The 20772-nt window shown below is 62.4% G+C and carries 16 protein-coding genes and 1 pseudogene; 6 read left to right on the top strand and 11 right to left on the bottom strand.

Annotated elements, in window-relative coordinates:
* Positions 1–20: 20 nt before the first annotated feature.
* From ACIGGF_RS05430 to dapA, 3 genes are read right to left on the bottom strand one after another with little or no spacing between them, the layout of a single operon-like run.
* Positions 21–698 (bottom strand): GAP family protein, encoded by a 678-nt coding sequence (locus tag ACIGGF_RS05430; protein WP_397520342.1) that lies wholly within the window; start codon positions 696–698, stop codon positions 21–23.
* Positions 699–730: 32 nt separating this feature from the next.
* Positions 731–3115, bottom strand: a complete 2385-nt coding sequence (locus tag ACIGGF_RS05425) for an ATP-binding cassette domain-containing protein (RefSeq protein WP_397520341.1) — start codon at positions 3113–3115, stop codon at positions 731–733.
* A gap of 6 nt (positions 3116–3121) precedes the next feature.
* Positions 3122–4066, bottom strand: a complete 945-nt coding sequence (gene dapA / locus ACIGGF_RS05420; protein ID WP_397520340.1) for a 4-hydroxy-tetrahydrodipicolinate synthase — start codon at positions 4064–4066, stop codon at positions 3122–3124.
* A gap of 72 nt (positions 4067–4138) precedes the next feature.
* On the opposite strand from dapA, the gene ACIGGF_RS05415 reads away from it, so the two are divergent.
* Entirely contained in the window at positions 4139–5038 is a 900-nt protein-coding gene (locus tag ACIGGF_RS05415) for a LysR family transcriptional regulator (protein WP_397520339.1), read from the top strand.
* Here ACIGGF_RS05415 and helR read toward each other — a convergent pair.
* The 4 genes and pseudogenes from helR to ACIGGF_RS05395 all read right to left on the bottom strand — a co-directional run bounded on the left by helR (position 4999) and on the right by ACIGGF_RS05395 (position 10917).
* Positions 4999–7174, bottom strand: a pseudogene (gene helR, locus ACIGGF_RS05410) (RNA polymerase recycling motor ATPase HelR). The gene ACIGGF_RS05415 and the pseudogene helR sit on opposite strands and share 40 nt — an antisense overlap.
* A 254-nt stretch (positions 7175–7428) precedes the next feature.
* Positions 7429–7677, bottom strand: a complete 249-nt coding sequence (locus ACIGGF_RS05405; protein WP_397520338.1) for an EAL domain-containing protein — start codon at positions 7675–7677, stop codon at positions 7429–7431.
* A 274-nt stretch (positions 7678–7951) separates the two neighbouring features.
* Positions 7952–10147 (bottom strand): EAL domain-containing protein, encoded by a 2196-nt coding sequence (locus tag ACIGGF_RS05400; RefSeq protein ID WP_397520337.1) that lies wholly within the window; start codon positions 10145–10147, stop codon positions 7952–7954.
* 107 nt (positions 10148–10254) lie between these two features.
* Positions 10255–10917 carry a methyltransferase gene (locus ACIGGF_RS05395; protein ID WP_397520336.1) on the bottom strand — a complete coding sequence of 221 codons (663 nt, stop codon included), beginning with the start codon at positions 10915–10917 and terminating at the stop codon, positions 10255–10257.
* Positions 10918–11140: 223 nt separating this feature from the next.
* Here ACIGGF_RS05395 and ACIGGF_RS05390 point away from each other — a divergent pair, with 223 nt between their 5' ends.
* Both ACIGGF_RS05390 and ACIGGF_RS05385 read left to right on the top strand, forming a co-directional pair.
* Entirely contained in the window at positions 11141–12292 is a 1152-nt protein-coding gene (locus ACIGGF_RS05390) for a GNAT family N-acetyltransferase (protein WP_397520335.1), read from the top strand.
* Positions 12293–12832: 540 nt separating this feature from the next.
* The gene (locus ACIGGF_RS05385) at positions 12833–13912 is read left to right on the top strand and encodes a diguanylate cyclase domain-containing protein (RefSeq protein WP_397520334.1); all 1080 of its coding nucleotides are present in this window, start codon (positions 12833–12835) and stop codon (positions 13910–13912) included.
* A 20-nt stretch (positions 13913–13932) separates the two neighbouring features.
* Here the strand turns inward: ACIGGF_RS05385 and ACIGGF_RS05380 are convergent, their stop codons facing one another.
* The 3 genes from ACIGGF_RS05380 to ACIGGF_RS05370 all read right to left on the bottom strand — a co-directional run bounded on the left by ACIGGF_RS05380 (position 13933) and on the right by ACIGGF_RS05370 (position 16745).
* Positions 13933–15612, bottom strand: coding sequence for a cation:proton antiporter (locus ACIGGF_RS05380; RefSeq protein WP_397520333.1), 1680 nt, complete (start codon positions 15610–15612; stop codon positions 13933–13935).
* Positions 15613–15826: 214 nt separating this feature from the next.
* Positions 15827–16282: a tellurite resistance TerB family protein gene (locus ACIGGF_RS05375; RefSeq protein WP_397520332.1), complete on the bottom strand. Its 456-nt coding sequence runs from the start codon at positions 16280–16282 to the stop codon at positions 15827–15829.
* A gap of 130 nt (positions 16283–16412) precedes the next feature.
* Entirely contained in the window at positions 16413–16745 is a 333-nt protein-coding gene (locus tag ACIGGF_RS05370; protein ID WP_397520331.1) for a hypothetical protein, read from the bottom strand.
* Between the two features lie 192 nt (positions 16746–16937).
* Here ACIGGF_RS05370 and ACIGGF_RS05365 point away from each other — a divergent pair, with 192 nt between their 5' ends.
* The 3 genes from ACIGGF_RS05365 (at position 16938) to pabB (ending at position 20025) form a co-directional block, all read left to right on the top strand.
* Positions 16938–17276 (top strand): RNA polymerase-binding protein RbpA, encoded by a 339-nt coding sequence (locus ACIGGF_RS05365; RefSeq protein WP_027497120.1) that lies wholly within the window; start codon positions 16938–16940, stop codon positions 17274–17276.
* Positions 17277–17552: 276 nt separating this feature from the next.
* A complete protein-coding gene (locus tag ACIGGF_RS05360; RefSeq protein WP_397520330.1) occupies positions 17553–17948 on the top strand; it encodes a chorismate mutase family protein in 396 nt (131 codons plus the stop codon).
* 10 nt (positions 17949–17958) lie between these two features.
* On the top strand, positions 17959–20025 hold the full coding sequence (gene pabB / locus ACIGGF_RS05355; protein WP_397520329.1) for an aminodeoxychorismate synthase component I: 2067 nt from the start codon (positions 17959–17961) through the stop codon (positions 20023–20025).
* Positions 20026–20093: 68 nt separating this feature from the next.
* Here pabB and ACIGGF_RS05350 read toward each other — a convergent pair whose 3' ends face one another.
* Positions 20094–20690, bottom strand: a complete 597-nt coding sequence (locus ACIGGF_RS05350) for a hypothetical protein (protein WP_397520328.1) — start codon at positions 20688–20690, stop codon at positions 20094–20096.
* Positions 20691–20772 lie beyond the last annotated feature (82 nt).

Genomic DNA, 20772 nt, shown 5'->3' with positions numbered 1-20772 from the left:
CAGAAGCTTACGACGGCGACCTACAGGAGGTCCCGAGCATGAATCAGAGCGTCGGCGACGAGTGCGACACCGAGCACGACGAAGATGATGCGCACCGTCGGCGGGCCGTAGCGGGTCAGGGCCCGCACGGTCGCGGTGAATGCGCGCCTGGAACGACGACTCTTCTTCGACGCCAGTATCAAGACGAGGATCGGCGGTAGCAGCCCGATCAGGCAATATGCGACGACGATGGCCGGCCACCATGGCGGACGGGGATCGTAGGTCGAGAGCATCGTCAGCCCGGCGAGATACGGCACTGCCGTCGGCCCCTGCACGAGACCGATCGTCAGTCCGGTCAGGGCGACGACGGGAATGCTGGACCCGGCCCTGGCTGCCCACGCCGGTGGGCGACGTTCGGTGGTGCGCAGAGCACCGAGAGTGATCAGGACGAGCCCGACTGCGAATTCTGTCCGATAGCGAACCGTCGGGGTGATCGTGAAGTCGAACAGATCTGTGAAGAAGTCGATGCCGAGAACGGTGAGAATGCCGAATGTCGTCGTTGCCGTGAATACCCCGCCCACGAAGGCCAGCCCGGCGCGAAACGGCGACCGGCGGGTGGTTCTCGCGTGCACAGCGATCCCAGCAGTGACACCGATCAACAACACGTCGAGCGAATCGAGTACCGCGAATCCGACGAGCGCGAGCAGCAAGGTCACCATGGGGGGTTCAGGATATCGGCCGCCCCGCGCTGTCAGCTCCCGACGTACGCGGCCAGATGTTGTGCAGTGAGAGTAGAACCGTCCGCCACCAGATCGGACGGCGTTCCCTCGAACACCACGAGTCCGCCGTCGTGTCCGGCACCGGGACCCAGATCGATGATCCAGTCTGCGTGGGCCATGACGGCTTGATGATGCTCGATGACGATCACGGACTTGCCCGAGTCGACCAATCGGTCGAGCAGTCCGAGGAGCTTGTCCACATCGGCGAGATGCAGTCCGGTGGTGGGTTCGTCCAGTACGTAGACCCCGCCATTGGCTGCCATGTGCGTGGCGAGCTTGAGGCGCTGGCGTTCTCCACCCGAGAGCGTCGTCAACGGTTGGCCGATCTTCAGGTAACCCAACCCCACGTCGTTCAAGCGTTGCAGAATCTTGTGTGCCGGAATCAATTTGGATGCTCCGTCGGCGAAGAACTCCTCGGCTTCGGCGACCGACATGGACAACACCTCGTCGATGTTGCGACCGCCGAAGTGGTACTCGAGTACCGAAGCTTGGAACCGCTTGCCCTCGCACACTTCACACGTCGTGGCGACCCCGGCCATCATGGCGAGATCGCTGTAGATGACGCCTGCCCCGTTGCACGTCGGGCACGCGCCTTCGGAGTTGGAGCTGAACAGGGCCGGTTTGACGGCATTCTCCTTGGCGAAGGCCTTGCGGATCGGTTCGAGCAGTCCGGTATAGGTCGCGGGGTTGCTTCGACGCGAGCCACGGATCGCCCCCTGGTCCACCGACACCACATCTTCTGTGCCCGAGAGAGACCCGTGAATCAGTGAGCTCTTGCCCGAGCCTGCGACGCCGGTGACGACGACCAACACCCCCAGTGGAATGTCGACGTCCACATCGCGCAGATTGTGTGAGTTCGCTCCGCGAATCTCGAGCACCTCTGAGAACTCACGCACCGACGGCTCGAGCGACGCGCGATCGTCGAAATGTCGACCGGTGACGGTGTCGCTGTGGCGCAGTCCTTCGACGGTGCCTTCGAAGCAGATATGCCCGCCTGCGCTGCCGGCACCCGGGCCCAGATCGACGACGTGATCGGCGATGGCGATCGTCTCGGGCTTGTGCTCGACGACCAGGACGGTATTTCCTTTGTCCCGCAACTGCAACAGCAGATTGTTCATCCGTTCGATGTCATGGGGATGCAGGCCGGTCGTGGGCTCGTCGAACACGTACGTCACGTCGGTCAACGAGGAGCCGAGGTGGCGAATCATCTTGGTCCGCTGCGCTTCTCCACCCGACAGCGTTCCCGACGGCCGATCCAGGCTGAGGTATCCGAGTCCGATTTCCACGAAGGAGTCCAGCGTTTCGCTCAGCGTCGTCAGGAGTGGTGCCACCGACGGTTCCTTCAGGCCTGCGACCCAAGCGGCCAGATCGCTGATCTGCATCGAGCACGCGTCGGCGATGTTGATGCCCTTGATCTTCGACGACCGAGCGCCTTCATTGAGCCTTGTTCCGTCGCAGTCCGGGCACGTGGTGAAGGTGATCGCGCGCTCGACGAATGCGCGAATATGCGGCTGCATGGCGTCGACGTCCTTGGACAGGAACGATTTCTGAATCTGAGGTACGAGCCCCGAGTAGGTTAGGTTGATGCCTTCGACCTTGATCTTCGTCGGCTCGCGATAGAGAAGATCGTCGAGTTCCTTCTTCGTGTACTTCGCGATGGGCTTGTCCGGGTCGAAGTAGCCGCAGCCGCGAAAGATTCGGCCGTACCACCCTTCCATGCTGTAGCCGGGAATGGTGATGGCATTCTCGTTGAGGGACTTGCTCGCGTCGTAGAGGGCGGTGAGATCGAAGTCGCTGACCGAACCGCGTCCCTCGCAGCGTGGGCACATGCCGCCGGTGACGGAGAAGGACTTCTTCTCGGTGGTCTGACGGCCGCCCTTGTCCACCTTGTATGCGCCCGCACCCGAGACCGATGCCACATTGAACGAAAATGCTTGCGCCGAGCCGATATAGGGCTTACCCACTCGACTGAACAGAATGCGAAGCATGGCGTTGGCATCGGTGGCGGTACCGACCGTCGAGTGAGGGTTGGCACCCATTCGCTGCTGATCGACGATGATCGCAGTAGTGAGCCCATCCATGACGTCGACGTCCGGTCGTGCAAGTGTGGGCATGAAACCCTGAACGAAGGCGCTGTAGGTCTCGTTGATCATCCGCTGTGACTCCGCGGCAATAGTGCTGAAGACCAGCGAGCTCTTGCCCGAGCCCGACACTCCGGTGAAGACGGTGAGGCGTCGCTTGGGTAGATCCACACTGATGTCCTGGAGATTGTTCTGCCGCGCGCCCTGCACCCGAATCAGATCGTGACTGTCGGCGGCATGCGGTGCCGAGCCTTGCGTGACCTTCTTCGTCGCCATGAGCAGTCAGGCTAGTCGTACCGGAACGTGCATGCTTCTCGATTCCTGCTCGATTCCGGTAGCGCGCAGTGCGGCGTCGAGTCGCCTCAGGTCGGCCGCCGAGGACTCGAGAAGTGGGCGTCGCACCGCCGCGTCGGATATGACGCCGATCCTGACGAGCGCCGCCTTGGCCATGATGGCCCCCTGCGTCGTACGCATGATGGCGTCGGTCAACGGCAGCAGCGATCGCTGGACTGCGTTCGCCCGATCCAGGTTGCCGATGCTGACGGCCGCGATCAGGTCGGCGTATCGGTCTGCCACCACATTGCCGGTGACACTGACCAATCCTGTTGCACCGGAGGCGAGGTAGGGGAGCGCGAGTTCGTCGATTCCGCAGTAGTAGGCGAGGTCTGTCGAGGACATGACAGTCATGGCCTCGTACAGATCACCCTTCGCGTCCTTGACGGCACCGATGAGGGGGTGGCGGGAGAGTTCGATGAGCGTCGACGCCTCGACGGCCACACCTGTCCGCGCCGGGACGTCGTAGATCATGACCGGCAGACCACCTGCCTCGGCGATGGCGACGACGTGCTCCGCAATGCCGGCCTGGGTGGGGCGCGAATAGTAGGGAGCGGTGATCAACAGAGCGTCGGCACCGGCTGCCGTTGCGGACAGAGCCATCTCGATCCCGGTGGAGGTGTCGTTGGTGCCTACTCCTGCAACCACTCGGAGGGCGTGGTCCGAGTGGTCCCGGGCCGATCTGATCAGTTCCGTGATGTCGTGGGAGGTCAGAGTCGGTGCTTCACCGGTGGTTCCGGCGATGACGACGCCATCGCATCGTGTCGCCGACAGGTGGGTGAGAAGGGCATCGACGCCCGCCAGGTCGAGCGATCGATCGGGGTGCATGGGGGTCGCCATCGCGACGAGGTTGGTGCCGAAGATCGTCGAGGCCGGCGACGGGGTGGTGATCATGATCCGAGTGTGGACCGCTCGATAGATGAGGTCCAGCGATCCATTATCCGCATTACTGCGTACTGTTGCTTCATGATCGACGTGAGTGCCCTACATGCCCTGCGCGCTGTGGCAGCACTCGGCACTCTTGCACGAGCGGCCGACGAGCTCGGCTACACCTCCTCGGCGATCTCGCAGCAGATCAAGCGCCTCGAACGGCAGATCGGCACCCCGGTACTGGCACAGGCCGGTCGGGGTGTGGTGCTCACCCCCGCAGGTCGGGCGGTGGTCGAATCAGCGGGGGAGGTGTTCGACGCTCTCGAACGGTGTGTCGAGGCGGCGCGATCCGCCGACGAGGGCGTCGCACGTGGGGTCGTTCGCCTGGTCGGCTTCTCGACCGCGGTACGGGGTTTGCTGGCACCCGCGCTGACCGAGCTGAATCGGCGGTATCCCGACCTGGCGGTGCACATCAGCGAGGAGGATCCGGACCGCGCACTGCACAGCGTGTATTCCGGGACCGCAGATCTGGCGCTGGTGCACGACGCCGACGGAGTGTCGGTGCCCGCTCCTCCCTCTGTCGTTCGGCAACCGATTCACACGGATTTCGGCGACGTGATCATGAAGCGAACCCACCCCCTCGCCCGACGCGAGACCGCGTTGGCCCAGACCGAACTCGCGCAATACCCGTGGGTGACGAGCCCGGCCGGGACGGTGTGTCACCAGTGGTTTCGTCGGCTGTTTGCCGAAACGTCCGCCGAGGTCGACGTTCGCCATCTCGTGGACGACTTCTCCACGCAACTCGCGCTGGTCGAAGCGGACGATGTGCTCGCTCTTGTGCCTCGTCTCGCGCGTCCGTTGCTCGGTGCCGATCTCGTGGCGGTTCCGCTCGAGCGCGCTCCCGCTCGTGAGGTGCAGGCCGCGTGGCGGCGCAGCGCCGACGCCAGCCCGGCAATTCATGCTGTGCTGGACGTTCTCGATTCGGCGTCGCGCTGAGTGATCAGAACCACCAGCTGTCCGGTTGCTCGCGTCATCGCCACGTAGGTGTCCACGGCACCGGCGATTCCCGATCCGAACGAATCCGGGTCGATCAGAACGACCAGATCGAATTCAAGTCCTTTCGTCAACTGTGGTGTCAGTGAGCGGATGCGCTCCGAAGACCGGAACGCAGGATCGCCGACGACGCAAGCGATTCCGTCGACATTCGAGTCCAGCCATCGATCGAGAATCGACGACAGATCTGCCGCGTCACCGTACTCGACGGGCATACCGGTGCTACGGATGGAGACCGGAATATTGGCGTCCGGCAGCGCCGCGCGAATCACCGGCTCGGCTTCGGCCATCACTTCTCGTGGGGTGCGGTAGTTGACGCCGAGGGTGGCCACGTTCATGTGGTCGAATCCCACTCTTCCGAGGCGTTCGAACCAGGACTCCTCGAATCCCCGCCGCGCTTGTGCGCGATCGCCGACGATCGTGATGCTGCCCGACGGGCATCGGCGCAGGACCATCTGCCACTCCGCGTCGGTCAATTCCTGTGCCTCGTCGACGACGATGTGTGCGAACGGCCCGGCCAAGGGATCCGACGGGATCTGCTCGAAGCCCGCCGAATCGACCAGCGCATCGCGAATTCCGTCCTGGCGCAACTGGGCGGCCATCATCTCGTCGTCGTCGGCGGCCATGAGTTCGTCGACGACGCGGTCCATTCGCACACGCTCGACAGCCGCGGCCAACTCACGACGCCGGATGCGGCGTGAATGGTCGGGATCGCCGAGCCGCATTCGTGCGGCGTCGAGCAGCGGCAGATCGGACGCCGTCCACTGCGCCGGATCGGGTCGCTGGAGCGAACGAATCTGCTCGGAGTCGAGCCAGGGTGCGCACGAGCGAAAGTACGCCGGCACACTCCACAGGTCCGCGACGAGGTCGGCGGCGTCGATGAGCGTCCAGGATCGTTCCATCTCCGCGCGTAGAGTCTCGTTGTTCTGCAATGACTTTCGTAGCTCGATCGGGGTCTCGCCGCCGTCGTGGCGATCGGTCAGTATTGTCAGCAGCAGGTCCCAGATCTGTTCACGAGCCTCGTTGTGCGGAGTGCCCGGATCGGGTGCCCCGAACGCCTCGGCCCAATCCGCCGGAGTCAATGTCAGATCGGCCCATTCGGTCTCCACGATCATGTTCCGAGTCGGCGGCTGCTCGTAGAACGCAACGGCCGCCTCTATCGCCAGGCTCATGTTGGCGGACGCTTTCAGTTGCGCCACAATAAGATCCGTCTCCTCGATCACGTTCGTTCCTTCGGCGACAAGATTCCGGAGCGTGCAAGTCTGCACACCGTCCTCGCCCAGACTCGGTAGCACGTCGGAGACGTAGGCGAGGTACGGCTCGTGCGGGCCGATGAACAACACGCCGCCGCGGCTGTGTCCGAGACGCGACCCCGTGTACAGCAGATACGCGGTGCGGTGCAGGGCGACAACCGTTTTCCCGCTGCCCGGACCACCGTCGACGACGAGAGCACCGCTCGAATCCGCTCTGATGATCGCGTCTTGATCTGCTTGGATCGTGCCCAACACGTCCCGCATCTTCGGTGAACGTGCCGTACCGAGACTGGCAATGAAGGCAGACTGATCGTTCAGCGCAGCGTCGGTGATCGGCCCGGTCAGATCGAACACCTCGTCCCAGAAGTCGGTGATGGTGCCGTTCGTCCACCGATATCGACGACGACTTCTCAGCCCCATGGGATTGGCGTGAGTGGCACCGAAGAAGGGTTCGGCCGCGGGGGAGCGCCAGTCGACGAGGAGTTGTTCGCCCGCGGTTCCCAGCAGTCCGAGTCGTCCGATGTACACCGGCTCGTCCGCGTCGGTGGTCACGACGCGACCCAGGCACAGATCGACCCCGTAGCGCCGAAGTGAACGGAGACGGTTGCGCAAGTGATGGATCTCGAAGTCTCGCTCCATCACCTCTCGACCCTCGGCCCGAGGACATCTGTGCGGCCTCGAGCCGTGCTGTCGTATCGAATCGAGACTTCTCGATACTCGACTGAATCGCTGAGAAGTGTTGCTCATCCGGGCCGATCAAAGCTCGGTCGCGTTTGCGTGCGAGTGTGTCGGGAAGGTCGAAAACATCAGGGGGCATGTGTTTCACAGGGCTCCGATCGATTGCTGCGTGGCTGCAGCGAGCAATTCTGAGTCCTGCACGGGGTCTTGCCGCAAGCCCCGGGGTGCGCTATACCTTGAAAGTGGAAAGAGGGCTCCAGCTTTCTGAACCCATCCCGTAGCGACGAAAACTGGCTGCGGTATCGATGATCCGGCCACCATTCACGCCGCCGAACAGCCCGTTGCACTGCCACGTCGGCGAAGTAGCTGTCGATATGTTCGGTGTGCCCGTGCGGTCGGGCTTCATCGATTGTCGAGAAGCAGGTCGGCGATGGCCCCGGCACCGACCGGTCGTCCCAACAGGTATCCCTGCGCGAAGTCGCATCCGGTGGCAGCCAACGCTTCGAGTTGCTCCTCGGTTTCGACGCCTTCGCCGACGACGGTGACATCGAATGCCCGTGCGAGCGCAACGATGGCCGAGACGATCGCGCGGGCCCGTGGGGCAGGTAACCGGGCTATGTACGACCTGTCGATCTTGAAGCACTCGAACATGGGGTAGCGGTCGAGGTCACAGGGCTCCGATCGATTGCTGCGTGGCTGCAGCGAGCAATTCTGAGTCCTGCACGGGGTCTTGCCGCAAGCCCCGGGGTGCGCTATACCTTGAAAGTGGAAAGAGGGCTCCAGCTTTCTGAACCCATCCCGTAGCGACGAAAACTGGCTGCGGTATCGATGATCCGGCCACCATTCACGCCGCCGAACAGCCCGTTGCACTGCCACGTCGGCGAAGTAGCTGTCGATATGTTCGGTGTGCCCGTGCGGTCGGGCTTCATCGATTGTCGAGAAGCAGGTCGGCGATGGCCCCGGCACCGACCGGTCGTCCCAACAGGTATCCCTGCGCGAAGTCGCATCCGGTGGCAGCCAACGCTTCGAGTTGCTCCTCGGTTTCGACGCCTTCGCCGACGACGGTGACATCGAATGCCCGTGCGAGCGCAACGATGGCCGAGACGATCGCGCGGGCCCGTGGGGCAGGTAACCGGGCTATGTACGACCTGTCGATCTTGAAGCACTCGAACATGGGGTAGCGGTCGAGGTACGCCATCGAGCTGTGGCCTTTTCCCATGTCGTCGAGCAGAAGAGCCACCCCCATCGAGTGCAGAGTGGTGACGGAATCGGCGACTCGTTCGGTGTCCGCGACCCAAACCGTCTCGGTGACCTCCAGGCCGAGGGCGTGAGCAGGAAGTCCGGTGTCTGCCAAGACGGACGCAACCTCCTTCGGAAAGTCCGGATCGCGAAGTTGCAGCGCGCTGACGTTGACCCGAACGGCGATATCGGAGAACGCACGCCATCGTGCTGTGGCGGTACATGCGGAACGCAGAGCCCAGGTGCCCAATGGTGTTGCAAGGCCCGTTCTTTCGGCGACGCTGACGAATTCGCTCGGTTCGATCGGTCCGAGGTGGCGGTGGTTCCAGCGGGCCAATGCTTCGACCGCGACGATCTTTCGACCAGCGATTTCCACCAATGGTTGATACGCCAGCGTGAGTTCGTTCGCCAACAGTGCTGCTCTGAGATCGATCGACAGTGATCTGATGCGATCGGCGTCGTAGAGGTCGGTGGGATCGAAGACGGCATGTCCACCCGTGCCGCTGTCCTTGGCGCGGTACATGGCCAGGTCCGCGCGGTGGATGAGCTCCTCCCGTGTGGAATTGCGGTCGGACACGGCGATACCGATACTCGCGCTGAGGGGGATAGGAACATCGACGGCAGTGAACGGCACCGCGATCGAATTCGAGATGTGTCGCGCGAGCTCTTCCGCATGCGCGACGCTGTCGACTCCCTCGCATACGATCAAGAACTCGTCGCCGCCCAGGCGTGCGACCGTGTCTGCCTCCCGAATTGCAGAGGCGAGCCGGTCGACGAAGGCGACCAAGGCTCTGTCGCCGGCATCGTGACCCAGGCTGTCGTTGATGATCTTGAAGTCGTCGATGTCGAGCAACAGCAGCGCCACAGTGCCGACTCGATGCCGAGCGCGTGCCAACGCAGCGTCGATGACGTCATAGGCAAGCGTGCGGTTGGGCAAACCGGTGAGTGCGTCGTGCGTACTTCGCCGTCTCAGTTGGCTTTCCAGATCGCTTCTGCGAATCGTCGCAGACACGATGCCGGCGACGGAGCCGAGGAACGACACCTCCTCGTCGCGGTACAGACGGTTCTCCACGCTGTGGATCGTGAGCGCTCCCCATGCGTCGCCGGCGATGTCGAAGATCGGAACTCCCACTCCACTGCGAAGCCCCAGAGCAGCCATCGTCTCGGTACGAAAACGGGTCTCGACTGAGCGGTTGTTGCACACGGCGGGCTCGAAGGTCGTCAGGACATAACCCGTCAACGAACCGTCCCCAGCTGGGACATCGTGCCGTATGCCGAGTGCACCGCTGGCTGCCTCCATGGTCAGGAAAGAGTCGCCGGGACGTTCGAGATGGGCGATTGCCGAGTGACCCACACCGATCAACGTTGCCGCGGTATCGGTAGCGGCCGTGAGCAGTGTCGGCAGGTCGGCCGTGACGGCGAACCTACTCAGATCGGCGAGGGCCTTCTGCTCTCGAGCGTGTCGACCTGCGACGAGTACATCGGCCGCCATCCGAGCAGTGCGTTGTTCGACGGTGTGACGATGGCGAATGGTCGACGCAATCAAGTTGGGCCCGCCGCTGTGGGAATCGATCACATAGGAGGTGACCATCACCGCAATTGCGGCACCGGTCACTTGATGGCGCAGCTCGCAGAAGCCCTCCCACTTACCGTCGACGCGCAGATCGGCACCTATATCCGCCGCGAGCTCGAGACCACCTGGGGTGAGGAGTTCGAGTGCAGTCAGTTTCATGGCAGCAGCAAGGCTCGTAACTCCGATCAGTTCCAAGCCGGCCGGGTTGAGGTACAGGATTCTTCCCGAGAAGTCGGCCAGCGAAACGAAGTCCGGAAATCGATCCAGAAACGGGCGCAAGCCCACCGGGTCGCCCGTGAGATCGTTCACCGGCCCTCCGATCCACCTCGCTCGTCATCCGAGCTCCTTCGGTCCGATGTTATTCGGCGGGTGCGATCTGTGTGCACGATTGCCGAGGCGAGGCATGTGTGCTGGGTCTAGTTCGTCGTTCGAGGCCGTCGTCCCACGAAGATCGCAACATTGCCCACCATCGTCACCTCGACCTGTTCGAACCTGTCGGACAGTAGCCGACGAAGGCCGGGCAGATCGTCTCGGCGATTGTCGAACGCTCCAATCTTGTTGTACGCAAACATCAGCGCTTTGCCCAGCATGTTGAAGCTGTGGTCGATACCGATCACGGTGGAACCGAACAACACCCCCTCCGGCTTGAGAGTCCGCGCCAGGTTCGTCAGGGCAGCAGCCTTGGTCGACCAATCGCCGGGGAGGCAGTGCAGAACGTAGTTGATCGACACCGAATCGAACGTGTCGGTGCGCTCGTCCAATGGCACCAGAACGTCGTGCTTGATTTGCGTGACAGTGACACCCAGCCGGGACGCCGTGTGGTTCAACGAATTGGCGTTGAGATCGAGGAGGGTGAGGTCGAACTCGGTGGGCAGGTCTATGTTCGCGAGGGCCCAGCCGGATCCAGGTCCGACCTCCAAGTGGCGGCGGCCGATGTGCTGTCGGTATAGATCGACGAAATGTGCGCTGTTGCAACGCCATGCAAAACTGTTCGAGATTCTGATGACCCACAGGTCGTACACGGTGAGGAGCAGTCTGGTGTACGGAGCGGCACCGGCTCGGGTGGACAGCATCGTCATGTGGTCGGGCCTCTCAGAACATCCGGGAGTCAACGGAACTGCCACCACACCACAATGGTGTCTTCGACGCGAACTCGAGTGTGCACGACGGCTCGGAACGGAGGCGACGCGGCACGACCAGTGCGGCGTACTGGACGTACCGTGCATTGCGCGGTGCGCACGTTCTTTGCGGCCGTCGTCCACGTTGCGAGGTTCGGAGGGGACAGTTCAGACTGAAGCAATCATGAGGAACGACGACTTTCGAGCGAAGCCCCGCACAGCCAGGACGAGACGAACGGCACCGCTCGAGGCAACAGTGGAACTGACGTCCAGCGGCGTGCCTGTTTCCGAGCGGGACTTCTTCATCGAAGAGTTTCGTGGGGTCACCATCGTGGTCGCCTTACCCGTTGTGAGCGTCGCTGGTCTGGACGCAGTGAGCCGCACTGTCGATGAGTTCGGTACCGGGGATACGCGGTTCATTTTCGTGGTTCCGTCCGAGTTCGTTTCGAGCACCACAACGGCAGTCGGTGGTCTGTCCATGGACGGTTCGACGGGGTGGAGCGGCGAGGCGGTTGCGCGTCTGTGGCTTGCTATCGCGGACTCCGAATGCGTCGTGATCGGCACCGAGGCTTCCGCCGTCGCACGCACCGCCGGGTCGGTAGCGGCGAGTGTCCGGGCCTCGAAAATGGTACTCACCGATCCGGGTGGCGGCTGGGGGACTCCGCCTCGAAGCTTCGCGGATATCGACGTGCACGGTGAGCGCCTTGCTCTGCACCTGGCAGAACGGGGACTCGACGAATTCCCGCACGCTGCACAGGAGGCGCTTGCCGGCGGCGCATACAGCGTCAACCTCTGCCGTGCAGAGGATCTCGAATTCGAGCTGTTCACCTTCGACGGGCGCGGTACCGTCCTGACCCAGGGGCGATACCTTCACCTGGCCCCACTTCAAGTCGACGATTTTCCGGCAATCGAAGCGCTGGTCGCGCAGGGAGTCCGAGAAGGGGTTCTCAAGCAGCGCAGTCGAATCGAGATCGCCAGGATGGCCGCAGGCGGGCTCGGTGCGCGGGTCCTACGCACCGGGCATCTGGCCGGTATCGTCGGACTCGAGGTCGATCGATATGTGGGCACAGGGTTCGGTGAAGTGTCCGGCTTGATCACAGTCGCCGAATTTTCCGGACTCGGCGCTGGGGGCCTCCTGATCGACGGATTGTTGGATCTCTGTCATGAGCGAGGGATCGCGAACCTGTTCGCGGTGACCGTCAGCGGCGAAGCTGCGGAATTCTTCGCCAGGCGAGGATTCGTCGAAGTGGGACGACAAGATGTTCCGGCGGTGAAATGGGAAGAGTACGACGCTGACCGATTGGAGTCGGCGCGCTGTTTCGTGAGGTCGGTGTGAGGTCCCGGCTCAGCTCCACGTTCGGCCGGCGTCGTGGTCACACGGATCATGTGCGACAAGGTGGGGAGCGGCTCCACAGCGACTACTTGACATAATGTCGATTATCGGCAAACAGGGACGACAGGTCAGGAGCTGTATTGAGCGGTCGACCCCGTCGGTAGTTTTCCCGTGCGCTGACGTCCTCAGTGTGAACCTGCGCCGACTGTTCTGTCGGCGCAGGCGCAACTACTCGACGCCGCTGCGTGTATCCGTCGTTGTCTCGTGGTGCCTCGCCCTGCGGATGACTGAACCGTTTTTGCCCACGAAAATCCGGCCGCCCTTCGGGGCGAACCCTTCTTGTCGGGCTGCATGCCTTTGAATCGTCACTGTGACGATTCAAAGGCATGCAGTTGCGTGTCCGACGACTGTTGCATCGCGACAGTCGCAGCAATCTCAACAGGCGGCGTGGTCTGTATCGACCGATCGAGTTGGCGAATTGTCCGTTCCTGTTACGCTTCTCGGAGTTGTTGCTCCGGACACAGTCCAGCCGAAGGTCTCACGATGTCTGCCGTTCGCCCGTTCAGCTCGGCCTCGGGTCGGGATACTCCACAGGCTCGCGAGGACACGTCGGTGTCGGAATTGTTGGATCTGGACGCGAATCGAACCCGCCTCATCCGCTGGATCGTCGGCTTGGGTACGTTCTCGATCGGTCTCATCGGATTGCTCAGCGCACCGTCCGAGGAGTACAGCGGTTGGCGCGTCTATGCAGTGGTCGCCATCAGTCTCACCGCGTTTCCCATTGCACTGCGTTGGATCTTCGGTAGATGGCCCGGCCGGCGTCTGTTGAGCGCGTTCATCGTGTACTCGGATATCTCCATAGCGGTCAGCCTGGTGCTGAAGGACACCGCGCTGACTGCAATGGGCGGTACGGTCCTGTTCGCTGTGATCACCATGTTGGCCGTGATAGCAGTGCCGCCACTCCCCTGCGCCCTTCACCTGCTGTTCGCAACGGCCATTCTTTTCGTCGTGGCCGTACGCACGGTGAACGCCGACATCGCCAGCGGCTGGGTCGTCGCCGCACACAGCTTGACCATGCTGTTGATTTTCGCCTCACCGCTCGTTCTGGTTGTGTATGTGAGCGAACTGCGTTCTCGCGCAAGAGAATCGTTGGTCGATCCGCTGACCGGGCTGCGCAACCGTCGTGGGCTGTTCGCCGCGCTGGCTACCACCTCGATGACGATGCCGCATGTCGAATCGAAGGTCATGTGCGCCGTCGCCGCCGATGTCGACGGCATGAAGGGCGTCAACGACAACTTCGGACACCACACCGGCGACGCAGTCCTCGTCGATGTAGCCCAGCATCTGCGAACGCTGGCCGGCAACCGCTGGATCGTCGCACGACTGGGCGGTGACGAGTTCGCATGCATCGCCGTCGGTATGCCTGCCGATCTCGCTGCCCTAACCGCCGAGCTCGTAGCGAGCCTGACACAGACCCGGATGTTGTCCGGACTCACGGTGAGTGTCGGGTCGGCAACGGTAGACATCGACTCGGACAGTGACATACGGCAGTGCGCGCACGACGTACTGCGCGTCGCGGACTCGGAGATGTATCGAGCGAAACGCAGTCGGTGGCCGGCGTGAGACGCACTCCGGCGCTCCGGTCACGGCTGCTCCTCGCGGGGTACTTGTCCCGTTGTCGATCGAGGAAGCTTCTCGGTTCCGGAGATGCCGAGCTCGGGTTCGAGTTCGAGTTCGTCGCCGACGGGATCCGGGGTCGTAGTGCCCACTTGGTCCGCCAACTCCAGTCCCGCACCTGCGTAGACATTGAACGCGATGTCCACTCCATGTTCTTTGGCCCACTGCACTTCGTCGTCGTAGCGCGCGACGGCGGCGACGGTTCCGCTGAACCCGGACTCGCGCAGGCAGGCGAGCGCCGTGACGTTCGCACCGTGACGTGGCATTGCGAGCACGGCAATGCGTACCGACTCGGAATGCCGGAGCTGATTCCAGAAGTCGAGATCGGTTGCATCCCCTTCGATGACGCGCAGTCCCTGATCGGCGAGGCGACGAATGCGGGGGCCGTCGTAGTCGACTCCGACCACATCGAGTCGATAGTGATCGGTGAGCCGCTGATAGGCCGCGAACCCGACACGACCCATTCCGATCACGACGACTTCGGCGTCGCCGGCATCGCCGGAACGTTCCTCGGGATGCAGGCTCTGCTCGTCCTGCTCGGGCAGACGCGACGCGAGCTTCTCGACCATCAGGTGCCCCCGACCGTTCACCAGGGCCGACACGACGAAGCTGAGTGCGACGGCGATCGACATCTCGACCAGCCATGCAGGTGCCAGCAGCCCGGTGGTCACTCCGACCGAGACCACGATCAGACCGAACTCGGAGTAGTTCATCAAGCTCAGTCCGGCGAGGAGTGCGGTTCGATACCGCAGCTTCATCATGGCGAACAAAGCCAGATACAAAGCCGATTTGAGCGGTAACAGAAGCACCATGAAGAGCGCCACGACGAGGGCGGGAACATCTGGCAATCCGGACAGGCCGATGGAAACGAAGAAGCCGACCAGCAGCAGTTCCTTGATGTGGAAGAGAGATCGGGACAGCTCGGAGGAGGCCGGATGTGACGCCAGGAGCACGCCGATGACCAGAGCGCCGAGATCCCCTTTGAGCCCTAATGCGGAGAACAGGGCGTAGCCCGGAACCAGGGCCATCACGATGCCGAAGAGGGACTGCATCTCGCCGTGGCCCAGCCCGCTCCACACCCTTCGAAGGATGCGGGTCAACGGCCACAGGAGTACGAGAGTCACGGCCCACGGACTGGGCCACATGCCACTGGTGACCGTGAGGAAGACCACGGCAACGATGTCTTGCATCACCAACACGCCGATCGCCACGCGGCCGTAGAGCGCGTGCGACTCGCCTCGTTCTTCGAGAACTTTGACCACGAAGACCGTGCTCGAGAACGACATGGCGAAGGCGATGAGTGCGATCGTCGTCGGGCTCGCCCCGGACAGCATGGACATTCCGGCGATGGCCGCGAGCCACAGGACGGAAGTTCCGAGCACGATACTGACGACCAGATGAATCGACGTGGTCAGCCACACTTCTCGGCGCAGCAGGATCCGAACGTCGAGCTTGAGACCGATGGCGAACAGCAGCAGTGTGACGCCGAGATCAGCCAGCAGTTGGAGCTGGGGCACCTCGTCGATGTCGAGGGCATTGATGACGAAACCGGCCGCGAGGAAGCCGACCAGCGGAGGTAGACGGACCGCCATGGCGAGTCCGCCCAGGCCGAAGGCAATGACGAGGTAGATCGCGGCAACTGTCATGCACGGTCCTTCTGCTGATGGGTCGCAATCGAACAACCAACGGATGAACGACGGATCGACGACATCGGCACATGCAGTCGAGGTGACCCGAGTATCCCGGCATTCGAGCTATTTCACAGCGCGTGTTCCGACGACGACGGCGACCGACGAAGTTGCACCTTCGCCGGTCGCCGTTGTTGCGATCGATTGTTCGTCCTCTACCGGTCGGGAGGTCTCAGAGCTCGAACTCGGCCGGATCGATACCCACCGCGAAGCACGCATTACGGACGGCGGCCTTCTCGTCATCGTCGAAATGGCCGTCTGCGCCGCCGATGATGATGCCGATCTGGATGACGGCTCGCGCCTGGTCGGGCTTGGACTTCAATTTGCCGATCGTCGCAGTAGCTTCGACCTTGCCGAAGTCGAAATCACCCTGAAGCTTGTCGCAGTACCAGTCGAACTTCTGACGAAGCTCGTCGGACTCGAACACCCGGAGCGCCTCGTTACCGGCGATCAGTGCGGCTGTTTTCTGACGCTCGGCCGGATCGATGGTGCCGTCTGCTGCCGCGATCAGCGCACACATGGCCATACTGCCGTTGGCGAACTCCTTGTTCTTGAACTGGCTGGTCTTGGTTTGCAGCTGTCCGTTCAATTCCTGTGCCTTGGACTTGAGTTGATCCCAGAACGCCATGTAGCTCCTTTTCGGGTCGACATCCGCGCATTCGCGTGAACAGGCTCCATTGTCCACGGAACCGGTGAACGAGAATGGATCCGCCGTTCGGCGCCGGGGGTGCATCAGAACCTTCCCGGCGCGTCCCTGCTCAGCGCAGCCGTTCCGCATCGCGCGCTTTGGCGAGCAATTCGACACACAAGCGGTTCAGTTCCGCGGCGTCCGCGCCTTCCACCACCGCGGTGCTGACGTCCTCGGCGGCGCAGCGAACCTCGAACGCTCGATCTGCAGCCGCGGACGCCTCGTCGGCCGTCAAGATGATGGCGTCGTCGGGAATCGAGGTGCCCTTCACCGCACTGCGCTGTTCGTAGGCACGTTGGCGACACGATTGGCGGCAGTACCGTCGCTTGCGTCCGGTTCCGGTGTCGGTGACAGGGCGTCCGCACCACGTGCACGTCTGGTCACGACGGGTTCTGACGGACATGGTCGTTCAGCCTACTGCGATCGGAAGGTAAGATGCATTCACCAGCTGCGCCGATGACATCGCACCGGGCCGTCCGGTCCCGGGAACGAACCGACGCGCGGCGACGTTGTAGATCAGTGGGTAGACGGTGTAGCTCGGTGTCGACGGATGGCACCGACGCGCGTACCTACTATCGATGGAGAGGACTTCACCATGGCAGATCGTGTACTTCGAGGTAGCCGACTGGGAGCCGTGAGCTACGAGACCGATCGTGATCACGACCTGGCACCCCGCCGAGTTGCGCGCTACCGCTGCGACAACGGCGAGGAGTTCGACGTCCCCTTCGCCGACGATGCGGAAATCCCCGGTACCTGGGCTTGCCGAAACGGCCTCGAGGGATCGCTGATCGAAGGAACCGCGCCGGAGGCGAAGAAGGTCAAGCCGCCGCGCACCCACTGGGACATGTTGCTCGAACGACGCTCGGTCGACGAACTCGAAGAGCTGTTGAAAGAGCGATTGGACCTGTTGAAGGTCAAGCGCCGCGGCGCTTGATCGGTGTCGACCGCACCGCCTGATTGGAAACATTCCGGCGGTGCAGTTTTTTATGTCGATACGAACCCGACGTTTGTTTCTAAGGGCGTTCGTGTGTTCATCGTCGCCCTTTCGACCATTCCAATCCGGTTGAGTGGCGGTAAATCCGTGCGAGGTGTCATGATCGACTATCGCTCGCCAATGCAGGTGGACGGTCGGCAATGGTCGCCGTAACAATCATCGACGTATTCCGATAGACATCACCACTGGAGTCGAAACAGTAGGGGGCAGTATCTCGTGAGCCAGGATTCCGATCAACGGTCCAACGACGGTCTGCGCACGGCTGCTTCCGACGCGAAACTCGAGGGTCATCGTGCAGTCGGCGAACAGAAGCTTTCCGACTTGAGGCGTGAATTGGACGGGATAGACGAAGTTCTGCGCGCTGCAATTCGAGACCGCATCGATGTGTGTGTACGGGTAGCACACGTAAAACGCGAACACGACATTCCCATGATGCAACCCGGTCGGGTCGGTTTGGTAACCGAACGTGCCCGGGAATTCGCGTCCGCCAATGGCCTGTCCCCCGACTTCCTCGAAGAGCTGTATCGATCGATGATTGCGGAAGCGTGCCGCGTCGAGGATTTGATCATCGGTTCTGCGACATCCGGACCCGCCCACGAGAGCGAACGGTAGAGGCACGTCGATGACCGTCAACACACTCCTGGTGGACAATTACGATTCATTCACCTACAACTTGTACAGCCTTTTGGCCGAGGTCAACGGTCGTCCGCCGACGGTGGTCAAGAACGACGTCGAGTGGACGTCTCTGAACTTCGAAGCTTATGACAACGTCGTCATCTCCCCTGGCCCCGGACGCCCCGATCTGGAGCAGGACTTCGGCATCAGCGCCCGCGTGATCACCGAATCCGGATTGCCGATTCTCGGCGTGTGCCTCGGGCATCAGGGGCTGTGCCACCTGTTCGGGGGCAGCGTCGATCTCGCGCCCACACCGATGCACGGCAGGACCACCGACATCACTCATACCGGTGTCGACCTGTTCGCCGGAATTCCGTCTCCATACTCGGTAGTTCGGTATCACTCACTGGTCGTGACACGGACGCCTGCCGACTTCGAGGAAGTCGCATGGACACCGGACGGTCTGGTGATGGCAGTTCGGCATCGCAGCAAGCCGATGTGGGGAGTCCAATTTCATCCCGAGTCCATCAGTACCGAGTACGGACGCGAGCTGCTCGCCAACTTCAGAGACCTGACGTTGTCGCAGCCCAGTGCGTCCGCGTCGAGTGCTGCGGGTACCCACGATTCGATGTTCACCATCGAAACCCGTTCCATCGACGAGGCTTTCGATTCCCAACAGGTTTTCGAGACTCTGTACGCGAACGCTGAAAAGAGCTTCTGGCTCGACGGCAGCGCAGCACTCGAGCCCGAATGCAGGTTCACCGTCATTGGCGACTGCTCGGGGCCGCACGCGGAGTACGTGACATATTCTGTCGCCGAAACCACGGTGACAGTGCAGAAGGCCGACGGCACCACCGAGCTGGTCCACTCCACCTTCTTCGACTACATCGACGATCGTCTGCGGGAGCGGGCCACTCCCCCTCGCCACGACCTTCCGTTCGCTTTCGGGCTGGGCTACGTCGGATATCTCGGCTACGAGTTGAAGGCCGACACCGGCGGACAACTGGTACACACCGCTGCCACCCCCGACGCGTCCATGGTCTTCGCGGATCGCGCGCTCGTCTTCGACCACGAAGCCGGCACCCTCTATCTCATGGGTTTGGCCACCACCCCCGGTGACCCCGTCTTGGCACAGTGGTTCGATTCGGTCACTGCCACACTGCGTGAACTGTCCAACGGAGCCCAAGAGGCGGTCCGTCCTGATGCTGATGGATCCGGTTCTCCCCTGCTCGGAGCCGATCACTCGCTCGAACCACGACTACGGCACGATCGCGCGCACTACCTCGATCTGATTTCTCAGTGCCTCGCCGAAATTCGCTCCGGTGAAACCTACGAAGTCTGCCTGACGAACACCGCCACCGTGGCCGGTTCCATCGACCCTGCCGCGACATATTCGTACATGCGGGAAATCAACCCGACCCCGTACAGTGCGTTCTTGAATTTCCCCGAGCTGTCGGTCTTGAGCGCGTCGCCCGAGCGCTTCCTGCGCATCGACGCGGACCGCATCGTGGAGTCCAAGCCCATCAAGGGAACTCGTCCGCGTGGGGCGACGTCCGAAGAGGACAACGCGTTGAAGGCCGACCTCGTCGCGAACGAGAAGGACAAGGCCGAGAATCTCATGATCGTCGATCTGGTCCGTAACGACCTGGCTCAGGTGTGCGTCCCGGGTTCGGTGCACGTGCCGAAGTTGTTCGATGTCGAGACCTACGCTCCAGTACACCAATTGGTGTCGACTGTTCGTGGTCGTCTGCGAGACGACGCGTCGGCGGCCGACTGTATCCGTGCTGCGTTCCCGGGTGGATCGATGACCGGTGCTCCGAAAATCCGCACCATGGCGATCATAGACAAGCTCGAAGACGGACCGCGTGGCGTGTACTCCGGTGCCATCGGGTACTTCTCGATCACCGGTACTGCTGACTTCTCGATCGTCATTCGCACGATCGTCGCCACCGAACACGAGGTGACCTACGGGGTCGGCGGTGCGATAGTCGCACTGTCCGATCCCGATGAGGAGTTCGAGGAAACGATGGTCAAAGCTGTGTCGATGCGCCGTGCGCTGACCGGCAGAACGTAAAACGGAGGGTAGGGCGCATTCGCCCTACCCTCCGTTTCGTTCGCTTCTGTATCGACGCTGGTCGCGCCTTACGGAGTGGTGAAGTACTCGAAAACCGCGGGCTGTGCCTGCGGGTTGCCGTTGGCCGTTCCGATGACCGCGCCTGCGACAGTTCCGATCACAGTTCCGATGATGCACCCGGAAATGAAGTTCGGGAAGATGGACACGCAGCCGATGGCGAAGCCGAGTCCGGCACCGATAGCCGTGCCGACGCCGCCGCCGTTGTTCCAACCGATTGCCAGCTGGTTGACCATGTTGTCGAAGGCCTGCTGCTTCGTCGCGGGGCCCGCAACGTCGGCGACGGGAACAGTCTGCGGGGTCAACGTCAACTCACGGCCCTCGGCACCGATCAGGGGTGCAATCGAGTAGACCGTGCCGTTGATGGTGTATTCCAGCGGAACCGATGCGAGTGTGGCACCGGACTGATCGATGACGGAGACCGTCTCGCTCGTCGCGTCGACGCGGAACAGGCCGGCGTCGAGGATGGTCTTGACGCTTCCGTCCGGGTTGACCGACGTCTGGTAGTTCACCGTGTCCGACGACGGGTCTGCCACGGCGTGGCCCGCTCCGGTGGCTACCGCAGCGGTCAACGCCACTGCGACCGTAGCTGTTCTGATCAGTTTCACTTATGTCCCCTGGTTGTAGTGACGAGCATTCGACCGCATTGGTACCGAACGCCGATGATATTCGTACAGGTGCTCTTCGAAG

Origin of the sequence: Rhodococcus sp. NPDC078407 (genome assembly GCF_044542515.1) — a bacterium.
Taxonomy (GTDB): Bacteria; Actinomycetota; Actinomycetes; order Mycobacteriales; family Mycobacteriaceae; genus Rhodococcoides.
Note: the sequence above shows the minus strand (reverse complement) of the source record. Positions and strands in the feature narration are given on the sequence as shown.